This window comes from uncultured Flavobacterium sp. (assembly GCF_963975005.1).
GTDB lineage: Bacteria > Bacteroidota > Bacteroidia > Flavobacteriales > Flavobacteriaceae > Flavobacterium.
In genome coordinates, this window is the sequence record NZ_CAXBFR010000093.1 from 1 (window position 1) to 11,337 (window position 11,337).

9 protein-coding genes are annotated in these 11,337 nt (G+C 28.2%); all 9 read right to left on the bottom strand.

The annotated features are described in order from the left end of the window. On the bottom strand, positions 1-804 hold an 804-nt coding region (locus AACZ53_RS10855), incomplete at its 3' end, for a biotin/lipoyl-binding protein (RefSeq protein WP_339838205.1). Between the two features lie 6 nt (positions 805-810). Beyond that, a complete protein-coding gene (locus tag AACZ53_RS10860) occupies positions 811-2,466 on the bottom strand; it encodes an ABC transporter ATP-binding protein (RefSeq protein WP_339838208.1) in 1,656 nt (551 codons plus the stop codon). Beyond that, a complete protein-coding gene (locus AACZ53_RS10865) occupies positions 2,467-3,135 on the bottom strand; it encodes a TetR/AcrR family transcriptional regulator (RefSeq protein WP_339838210.1) in 669 nt (222 codons plus the stop codon). Positions 3,136-3,178: 43 nt separating this feature from the next. After that, positions 3,179-3,826 carry a leucine-rich repeat domain-containing protein gene (locus tag AACZ53_RS10870; RefSeq protein WP_339838212.1) on the bottom strand — a complete coding sequence of 216 codons (648 nt, stop codon included), beginning with the start codon at positions 3,824-3,826 and terminating at the stop codon, positions 3,179-3,181. Positions 3,827-3,954: 128 nt separating this feature from the next. Beyond that, positions 3,955-4,476 (bottom strand): thioredoxin family protein, encoded by a 522-nt coding sequence (locus AACZ53_RS10875; RefSeq protein WP_339838214.1) that lies wholly within the window; start codon positions 4,474-4,476, stop codon positions 3,955-3,957. A 1-nt stretch (position 4,477) separates the two neighbouring features. Next, positions 4,478-4,660 carry a hypothetical protein gene (locus AACZ53_RS10880; RefSeq protein ID WP_339838217.1) on the bottom strand — a complete coding sequence of 61 codons (183 nt, stop codon included), beginning with the start codon at positions 4,658-4,660 and terminating at the stop codon, positions 4,478-4,480. After that, the gene (gene gpmI, locus AACZ53_RS10885) at positions 4,660-6,177 is read right to left on the bottom strand and encodes a 2,3-bisphosphoglycerate-independent phosphoglycerate mutase (RefSeq protein ID WP_339838220.1); all 1,518 of its coding nucleotides are present in this window, start codon (positions 6,175-6,177) and stop codon (positions 4,660-4,662) included. Before gpmI ends, AACZ53_RS10880 begins: the two co-directional genes overlap by 1 nt. Positions 6,178-6,270: 93 nt before the next feature. Further along, a complete protein-coding gene (locus tag AACZ53_RS10890; protein ID WP_339838222.1) occupies positions 6,271-8,685 on the bottom strand; it encodes a DUF5916 domain-containing protein in 2,415 nt (804 codons plus the stop codon). A 68-nt stretch (positions 8,686-8,753) separates the two neighbouring features. Then, positions 8,754-11,180 carry a DUF5916 domain-containing protein gene (locus AACZ53_RS10895; RefSeq protein ID WP_339838225.1) on the bottom strand — a complete coding sequence of 809 codons (2,427 nt, stop codon included), beginning with the start codon at positions 11,178-11,180 and terminating at the stop codon, positions 8,754-8,756. Positions 11,181-11,337: the final 157 nt, after the last annotated feature.

The following is an 11,337-nucleotide window of genomic DNA, read 5'->3' on the forward strand; positions in this document are numbered from 1 at the left end:
GTCAAATTGCGAACTTAATGCAGTTTGTTTATCACTTTGAGCTTTTGCAGTTTTTTCAGAATATTCTGCTAAAATTCTATTTAGTTCCATCCTAGCATTAAGAACTTCATTTTGTGCTGTAATGTATTTATTTTCTTGTGTAATAATTTTAGCTTCTGTGTCTTGTAATTTTACGCGTTTCTCTTCTACATCTGTTAAAGGTTTTAAACCTTCTTTATTTAAATTAATAGCACGATTAAATTGTGTTTTAGCAATAGTTAGTTGTGTTTTTACAGCCTCTAGATCAATACTGTCACTTTGTACTTTTAAATAAGATTGCTTTAACTTGTTTTGAGCTTGTTTGTATTTTAAAGCTCTTTCATCACCAATTGCTCCAATTTGACTTTCAAGCGCTTGTACTTTTGAGGCATAAGAACTTGCAGCACCTTCTTTGGCTGTAACTTGATTTCCTGTATTTTCAATTAAATTTGGATCTAAGTAGTCTTCTTTAATCTCTGATATAAATAAAATCGTATCTCCTTTGTTTACATAATCTCCTTCATTGACATACCATTTTTCAATTCTACCAGCAATGCTAGTTTGAATGGTTTGTGGTCTTTGATTGGGTTTTAAAGTTGTGACTTTACCTGTTCCAGAAACGTTTTGTGTCCAAGGAAGAAAAAGAAATATAAGTAGGCAAGTGACACATGCCCAGATGGTTCTTTTAATCATTAAATACCCATTATTGTCTTCAAGTACTTTTGTCGATTTGTATTTTCCTAAATCAACCCATTCATCTATTCTGTTCTTGGTTATATTTAACATAATAAATTATTTAATAGATTTAATTTTACCATTGTCCAGTGTTATTATTTTGTTGCATTTATCTTTCCAATAACTGTTTTTTGAAATTACTACAAGAGTCCATGGATTTGATTTATCAGTAAGCATATCGATTACTTTTCCTGCTGTTAACTTGTCTAATTTGTTTACCGGTTCTTCTAAAAATAAAATTTTAGGTTTTGTAATCAATACTCTCGCAAGTAATATTTTTTGAACAGCTGAAGAATTTACTTGTTTTCCTTCCGACAATAAAGTAGTTTCTAAGCCTAAAGGCAATGTTTTAATTAAATTTGTCAAATCTAGTTTTTCTAAAACTTCATTAACATCACTCATGGATACAGTTGGACAACTACAGGTTATGTTTTCATAAATTGTTCCTTCAAAAGTTGAATCATTTAGTGTAATAACAGCTGTTTTTGATCTATATTCTTCAAATGAAAACTTTTTATAGTTTGTATTGTTGATGAAAATAGTACCGGCTGAGGGTTCTATAAATCTTGATAATAATCGAATTAAAGTAGTTTTTCCTGAGCCATTTTCTCCTTGAATTAATATTCTGTCTCCATAATTTATAGTCAGATTTATATCTTTTAGTACAGGTAATTCTGCATCAGGAAATTGAAAAGTTAATTGCTCAGTGCTAATATTAATTTCATCCGTATCAAAAGTGTAATTAGTAGTTCTTTTTTCTTTTTCTAATTCTAAATCTACTACTGTACCTAGTTTTTCTAAGGAAGTTATTACATCATAAAATAATTCTAAACCATAAAATAGTTTTTCAACAGCTGCAATAATTGTAATGATAACGATTTCTGCAGCTACAAATTGACCAATATTCATTTGTTGACTTAATACTAACATTCCACCAATTATCAACAATCCAGCAGAAATTAGTACTTTAAATCCTGTTAGTTGAATGAATTGTCTTCTTAGTACTTTAAAGTGACTTTCTCTATATTGTAAATATTCGTTTACTAAGTAATCATTTTTTTTAAGGGAGAATTCAAATAATTTTCCATTTTTAAAACTTAAATTGTTACGAGCAATTTCTTGAAGCCAGTGCGCAACTTTGTATTTATATTTTGATTCTTTTAAACTTGTTTTTAAGCCTGAATCAAAATTAATTTTAAAAATTAGATACAGTAATATTAACAATATTATTCCAAAAAAGATAAAAAAGGAATGATATAAAGATAATAATAAGATTCCAAAAACAATTTGTAAAGCTGCTGTAGAAACTTCTAAAATTAATTTTGAAAACCCTTTCTGAACCGTTATGGTGTCAAAAAAACGATTTGCTAGTTCTGGAGGTGAAAAATTGTAGAGTTGTTCAAATTTGATTTTTGGAAAACGATAGGCAAATTCAAATGATGAACGTACAAATATTTTTTGTTGTATGTTTTCTGTTATTCTGAATTGCATAATTTTTAAAATTCCAACAAAGGCCACACCAGTTACAACTATAACTACTAAAACAATCCAAGAAGTACTTATTTTTCCAGCTTGTATGAAATTTATAATAGCCTGAATTCCTAGTGGAATCGATAAACTTATCAATCCGCCAATAATGGAATAAATTAATAATTGGTAAACATCTTTTTTATCAGCTTTTATTAAGTTTTTAAATCTTTCAATGGGTTTCATTTATAATATTTTTTTTATTATGTCTAAATAAAATTCTGTAATACAATCTTCATCAGATAGATTTGTTATTGTTTTAAAATGGTCTTTTAGGTAATTTTGATGTAAAGTTCCTTCTACGATTGTTGAGGCTAAACTCTTTGCATAAGGATATTGTGGATTTGCTTCTTCAATCATTTCAATAATTCTATAGATTACTCTTTTGTAAACTAAAAAGAAACCTTCTTTGTTTTCTTCATCAACCTCTTTGGTTAATAGTGTTTTAGTGAATTCTGAAACGATAATTTTATTTAAGATGGATTCATCTATGTGTGGTGTTTTTTGGTCATCTTCAATTTTCTGAGTGATTAATTTAATACCTTTGACTAATTTTTCAATAGGATTTGAAATATTGTTTGTAGCAAAAACTAAGTTATATTCAACCCAAGACCAATACCAACACGATAGGTAAATCAATAGTTTGTGCTTGTTTTCAAAATATCGATAAATTGAGCTTTCATTAGATTGAATTTTATCTCCTAATTTTTTAAATGTAAAAGCTTCAAATCCAATTTCCTCAATTAACAAAATACTGTTTTGTATAATTCTTTTGCCTAAATCTGAAGTTTCAGGATCTTTGACATATAATTTATCATTAATTGTAATTTTGAAATTATTGAATAAATTTTGCATTGGATTAACTTTTATGTTTTTTGAACGTCGAATTAAGAATTATTTATAGTTTAATCTGAAAACCGAAATTTAATTCTAATATATCAATATCCTCTTGATTAAGAAAGTTTTTTTTCAAATCTAGATATTGTAAATTTTGTAAACCCTGAATTTCTAAAGGAAATTTTTTAAATTGATTGTCATTTATATACAAATACTCTAAATTTTTTAAAAGAATTATTTTAGCTGGTAATTTACTTAAGTTATCATTTTCTAAATGCAACTTCTTTAGATTTGGTAATTTTGATAAGACTTCAATGTTTCTATCAAATTTAAAATTCACTTCATTATTTAAATATAATTCTTCAAGTGATGTCAAGTTTTCAAAAGAAACGGGTAAGTTTTTAAATAAATTACCACTTAAATTCAATGTTTTTATGTTTTTTAGTAAAATTATTCCAGTTGGAATTTCCGATAGTTTATCATTTTCTAAACTTAAATATTCAAGATTGATAAATTTAGAAAAGTCAATTTTTTTAAAATCAATTTCTTGGTTAGATAAATTTAATCTTATTACTTCTTCGGGATGAAGCAATGCGTTTTCTATACTATTTTCTGTAAGGCTATCCTTCATGCTTTCTGTTTGAGAAAAGCCATTAATAGTAAACATCAAAAGGAAAAGTAACGATTTTAAAGCTATATTTTTTTTCATGGTTATAAGTTTTACTTTGCAAATATAATAGTATTACTATTAATATATAAAAGTTTAACTTTTGATTAAGAATTGTTCAAAAAAAATCCTGAGTTTATCAGGATTTTATAGTTTTTATTATTTTGTGATTATTCAGAATAATTCGGTTTGTAATTTTTTCCAGAAAGAATGTCTAGCATATCCTGTTCTAAACTCACTTTTGGAGATTCTACAATTCTATTAATTTCTACTCCTTTCTCAAAAAAAATAAAAGTTGGAACATTTGTAATGTTTAAACCACTTTCAAGATTTTCTGGAGTTGTTTTGGTTCTATCCATTGCAATTAAAGTGATGCCTCTTTCCTTAAATTGACATTCTTGTAATACTTTATAAAAATCTGGTACTTGATTTTGGCTGTCTTCACACCAAGTGCCCATAAATATAGTTATTGTAATATTGGTTACTTTATCTTTTAATTGATTTGTAACTTCTTCATTTGGTTTGTACTCGTTAAAACCTGAAGTGTACCATGAATCAAATGGAGCCTTTTCTAAATCGATTTTTGTAGCTTTTCCTATTAACATTTTTTCATTGTTAGTAGTTATTATTTTTCCGGTTGGACTACAATTAATAAATAAGAAAGGTAATAGTAATAAAATTATTTTTTTCATTTTATTGTTTTTTAAATATAGTTTGTTTTTCAGAACTTCCATTTTCACCTGATTTTCCATTTTCACCTTTTTGATTATTTTTTCCAGGTTTGCCATTTTCACCGGGTTTGCCATCTGTTCCATTTGTAACAGAAATACAACTAAAAGCTAGAGAAATAAGAAGTATGTAAATGATTTTTTTCATTATAATAAAGATTTACAGGTCATAGCTTCTGGTTTTTGTATTCCCATCAATTCTAATATTGTTGGAGCTAGGTCACCTAAAACACCATTGTTAATATTTTTTAATTCTTTGTCAACCAAAATAATTGGTACTGGATTAGTTGTATGAGCAGTATTTGGACTTCCATCTGGATTAATCATGGTTTCACAATTTCCATGATCTGCAATAATAATTGTGGTGTAATTGTTTTCTAGAGCAGTTTCTACTACTTCTTTTACACAGACATCTACTGCTTCACAAGCTTTAATTGCAGCTTCCATAACACCGGTGTGCCCAACCATATCGCCATTAGCAAAGTTTAGACATACAAAATCAACATCACCTTTTTTAAGTTCTGGAATTAAAGCGTCTTTTAGTTCAAAGGCACTCATTTCTGGTTGCATATCATAAGTAGCAACTTTGGGTGAGTTTTTTAATATTCTAGTTTCACCCACAAAAGGTTTTTCGCGTCCACCAGAAAAGAAAAAAGTAACGTGTGGATATTTTTCTGTTTCAGCAATTCGAATTTGTTTTTTATTGGCTTTTTCTAAAACTTCACCAAGCGTTTCGGTGATATTGTCTTTATCATAAATTACATGAACATTGGAATAAGTATCATCATAATTGGTCATTGTAACATAATACAGATTCAATTTATGCATGTTTTGTTCGTGAAAGTCTTTTTGCGATAAAGCTTCGGTTAATTCACGTCCTCTATCAGTTCTGAAATTAAAGAAAATTACGACATCTTCATCTTTTATTGTAGCAATAGGCTCGTTGTTTTTGTCTACCATTACCATTGGCTCAACAAATTCATCGGTTATTTTATTTTTATAACTTTCTAAAATAGCTAAAGCTGCATCTTTCGTGTGTTTTCCTTTTCCATTTACTAATAAATCATATGCTAATTTGACTCTTTCCCAACGTTTATCTCTATCCATTGCATAATAGCGACCTATTACTGAAGCTAATTTAGCTTTTTTAGTGTCAATATAATTGTATAAATCTTCAAGATACAATGCTCCAGATTTTGGGTCAACATCACGACCATCTGTAAATGCATGGATAAAAACCTTTTCTAATCCAAAATCTTCTGTAGCATCAATTATTCCTCGAAGATGAGAAGTGTGGGAATGTACACCACCATCTGAAAGCAAGCCCAATAAATGAACAGCTTTGTTATTGGCTTTTGCATATTGAAATGCATCTTGTAATTCTATTTCTTGGTTTAAAGTGTGATTAGCTACAGCTAAATTTATTTTAGCTAAATCTTGATATACAATTCTTCCTGCTCCAAGATTCATGTGACCTACTTCTGAATTTCCCATTTGACCTTCAGGCAAACCCACGTTTAAACCATCTGTCCTCAATTGAGCATTAGGGTATTTTGTATATAAACTATCTATAAAAGGAGTATTTGCGTTGTCTATTGCAGAAACTTTTGGGTCAGGAGATTTACCCCAACCATCTAAAATCATTAAGATTATTTTTTTATTCATTGCCTTAGTTGTTTCTACAAATATAAGAAATTGAAGGCCTTGAGGTTTGAAAAAATCAAATAATATTCGAAATCGTTTTAGTTAAATAAGATATCACAGCCAATTTTTAGCTTGATTGTAGTCAATAAAATAACGAATACTTACAGAAAAAGTGTGATTTAAATTATCTGCAAACACATTGTTTAAATTACTACCGTAACTTTTGTCAATAACTCGATTAAAATCAGCAGCGTTGTTTCGATATAAAACTGTTGCTTGACTGCCAGGTGCAAACCACCAAGAATAAGATAAATCTAAATTCCAAGTATTAAAATTAGAGTTTTTATTGGCATTATAAGTATAGTTTTCAAGTAGTAGACCGTTCTCTTGCAAGTTGTAAAATTTGTTGTTTTCTGCAAAGGACCAATAATGACGAACGGATAAACTAAAATTCATTTGACTATTTACTGAGTATTTTCCAGTAAGTGTATTGTTTACTGTATTTCTGTCTCTCCTAGCTAAAATGATGTCCTCTGTGGATGATAAATAGTCAACCCATCCAATATTGTTTTTTTGAAAACTTGGACTAACAGCGTAAATTAATGAAAACTTGTCACTAAATCTATATCTTGGACTAACGTAAAAGTTGTAATTTTCTCTGCCAGGCTCATTTAGTTTGTTGTATTCTACATTTAAATCTAAGGCAAATTTGTTATTATAATTAGTTGAAATATTAAACCAAGATCCATAATATTCTGGAATTATAAAATAACGATTGTTAATTCGTGATTCATAGTAATCATAACTTTTAAATGGTCTTGCGTTAAAACCAAATCCAAAATAGTGGTTTTTCTTTGTTGATGAGTTAATATTAACATTAAAATTATTGTCTTGAATATAATTTGAAGTATTGTTGAATTCTAAATAGCTGTTAAGATTAATTCTAAAAGAATTAAAAATTTTAGTTGGGTTTAAAATACGATAACTAGCATTTGAAAAAACATCATAATAATTAGTCAAAAAATTAATACCTAAATCGTTGTTGTCAAATTCTTTTGAAACATAATCAGCACCTAAACTATATCTAATTTTTCCGGCAGTTTCGGCTAAATAAATGGAAGAACTAATACCACTAGTGTTTTTTAAATCATAAACACTACTCATTGTTATTTTTCCTGCTAAATTATAAGTGTTTGCTTTGGTATTTAAATCAAAGAGTAATCCAGAAACATTTGCATCTCTAAAATCTCCATCACGAGTTACATTTGTATTGATAAAAGAAACTGAAGAATTTTGGTTAAAACGTTGATCAAAAACAGTAACATTATAATTAGTTAAAGGTGATATTAAGACATCTCTTATTGAGTTATTGTCTGTATTTCTAACATTAGCATAAGTATTTACAGTAATTGCATTTAAAAAACCAATACCTAAACCATCATTATTTCTACCAGAAATTTTTACAGCATTATATAGATTTGTTGAAGTTGGGGAATCTTCTATAATTTCGTTAGAGGCTAATTCTGGTTCAAAGTTTGGTAATGAGCCAATTCTTCTAGAGTATAATAAGCTTCCTTTGTTAAATAAATCTGTTCCTTCCGTAAAAAAAGGTCTATTTTCATTAAATTGTTGTTCAAAAGGACCAAGATTTAAAACAACATTATCATACTTTACTTGTCCAAAATCTGGAATTAATATTGCGTCTAATGTAAAAGCATCATTTAGTCCATATTTAATATCTAATCCAATTTTTGGAGTTATTAGGGTTTTTCCATTATTTGAACTAACATAAGTTGATGCATAAGGAATAAGAAACAATCGAGTTGGAGGTGTTATTTTTTGAATACCATTTAGAACTCCTGCTTGTTGAGAAAAAGCACCAATTTCATTATCGATGTGATTCCAAGTGTATTTTTGTCTGCTTCGTCTTACTTCTCTAAAGAAGTTTATTCCCCAAGTTTGAATATCTGTACTTGGAAATCGAAGTGCAGCATAAGGAATCTTAATTTCAACAACCCAGCCATAATCTGTTATTTTTACTTTACTGTCCCAAATTGCATTCCAAGAATAATCTTCTCCATCTTGTGATGTAAAATTACAATCAGCTTGACCATTTGCAGCAGAAACATAGAACTGAAAATCTTGCTGACCATCGTTATATCCATTTATGAAAACACCAAATATGTCACTTGTTCCAAAATTATCTCTTTCCGTAATTTCTTTTAAAATTTTTGTTGGTTCGCTGTCATAAAGTATAGCCCCAATGTAAATGGCGTTATTGTCATAAATGACTTTGACTTCAGATTTTAATTCTTGTGGTATTGCTGTTCCATTTTTAGGTTCAAAAGAAATAAAATCTTTTGCAACTAGGGCAGTTTTCCAATCTTCTTCATTTAATTCTCCATCAATAGAAATAGAACTAGAAACATAAGCAGCTTTTAGTTGCTTTTTTGGTATTGATGTAGTTTCTTGTCCATAAGAGTAACAAGAACAAATTAAAATTAAAAAAATGATGATTTTTGATTTCATGAAAGATGATTTGTGCAAAAATACTTTTTATTTTTTTTTTGAACTTATTTTAAGAAAAGATTAGGATTTTATTCACTGTGTTTAAAAACGTTTTTAGCTTGATTGTAGTCGATGTAATATCTAAAACTAATTGAAATTGTATTGTTTGGGTTGTTAGATAAGACATTTCTAAAGTTGTCTCCTAAATTAGTATTAAAAGTTCGTTCGCCTAAACTTGAATTATTTCTATATAAAACCGAAACTAAACTACCAGGAGCAAACCACCAAGTATAAGAAAAATCAAAATTCCAAATATTTCTATTGATGTTTTTGTTTATGTTGTAAGTTAAATTATTATCAAAATAACCGTCTTCTCTTAATGTTAGAAACTTATTGTTAATGGCATGAGCCCAATAATATCTTACTTTTAAATTAAAATTCATCACATTGTTAATGGAATATTTTCCGGTGATTTGATGTTCTAGTGTGTTGACGTTTCTTATAGCATAGATAATATCGTTATTGTTGTAATCAACAAGCCCTATGTCATTTCTGTTTTTTATACCTCTTAAACCATAACGTAAATAAAATTTATCATTAGAACGAAATTCTTGTCCTAAAGAAACGGTATAGCTTTTACGACCTGGCTGATCGTGCTTAATAAAATTAGTTGTTAAGTCAAAAGAGTATTTTCTATTCCTATTGGATGAAATTACAGAAGTAAAGTCAATGTATTTTGGATTGTAATTAAACCTTCCATCAATCCATGGAAAGTAAAAGTCAAAAGTTTCAAAAGGACTTCCTTCTATAGTAAACTGAAAAATATCATTTTTTAAATTATATAATAGAGAAGAAACGCTTATTGTTCCCAATTGTAGTTTTCCAGTAGAGTTTTCAAACTCTGAATTTAAATCTGTTTTAAGTCTTATGTTATTAAATGTTTTTGTTCTTTTTAAAGCTCGATAACTTGCATTTGCATTGAATGAGTAATAATTGTTTCTAAAAAGAATTCCAAGATCATTGTGGTCATAGTCTTTTGAAATATATCCAGAACCAAAACCATATTGATATTTTCCTTTAGTATCACCTATAAATATGGATGAATTTGTCCCTCTTTTAATTTCACCTAAATTATTTACATAGCTAAATTTTGTATCACCTGATAATTTATAGGTGTTTGCTTTTGTGTTTAAATCAAATACTAAAGCTGATACATTGGCATCTCTATAATACCCATTTCTTACAACGCTAGTATTTACAAATGAAACAGATGAGTTTTTTCTAAAACGCTGATCAAGTACAAAAACATTATAATTAGTAACAGGCTCAATTACTCCTTCATAAATAGCACTAGTATTTAAATCAATTATTTCAGTATATGTTTTTTCAGTAATAGCATTTAAAAAACCAATACCTAATCCTTTTTGAGTTCTTCCAGAAATTTTTGTGGCATTTATTAAATTAATAGACTCTGGAAATTTGTATATATCGAAGCCTTCAGGTAATGTTGCATATAATTCATTGTGTGTTATAGCTGGTTCTCCACCTATTCTTCGTGAATAAAACAAATTTCCCTTGTTAAACAAATCTGTTCCTTCTTTAAAAAAAGGTCTATTTTCATTGAATTGTTGCTCAAAAGGACCTAAAACTAGATTAACATTGTCGAAAGTTGTCTGGCCAAAATCAGGTACAAGAATAGCATCTAATGTAAAAGAGTCATTAATTCCATACTTTATATCCATACCAATTTTGAATTTATTGTCAGATCCGCTATCATTATTGTTATGATAATAAGAAGTATAAGGAATAAAGAATAATCGAGTTGGAGGTTTTATGTTTTCAATTCCTTCAAGAATTCCAGCTTGAACAACTTCATTGTTTAGTTTGCTATCTATAAAATTCCAACAATAACTTGTATTGTCTTTTTTAATATCACGAAACATGTTTAAACCCCAAGTTTGTTTTTCGCTTTCTGAGAAACGCAAAGCAGCATAAGGAATTTTAAATTCAGCAACCCAACTGTTTTCTGTGATTTTTACTTTACAATCCCAAATCGCATCCCAAGAATAATCTTCTCCGGCAGAAGTGGCAATTGCATCTAATTGAACACCTGCAGCACTAATAAAAAAACGATATTCTAATTGATTGTCATTAAAACCATTAAAAAATACACCAAAATGATCTGAAGTGCCAAATTCATCTCGAAGCTTTATTTCTTGTAATATATTTTCGGGATTATCATACATGATTGCTCCAACATAAATCGCATCATCATCATATATTATTTTAACTTCTGTTTTTTTATTTGGGTTTTCTTCCTTTCCATTATCTGGATAAAACATAATGAAATCAGTTGAAGGTAATGCATTTTTCCATTCTTCTTCATTTAATTTTCCGTCTATAGATATATGACTATTGATCCTATGGGTTTTGGCAACTTTTTTATTAAAAGTTTGTGCATTAACAATATATGAACTTAAAAAAAGCACATAAAAATAAATAAATTTTTGAAGCATTAGTGTTGAGTTGGGTATACAATGATAAAAAAAACTTAATAAAATTTTACTAAAGTTACACTAAAGTAAATATAAATCCGTTATAATTACTCATTTTGCCGATAAAGCGAAATTTATTTTTCATAATTTATTATATTTAGTTTGGATTATTTAAAAA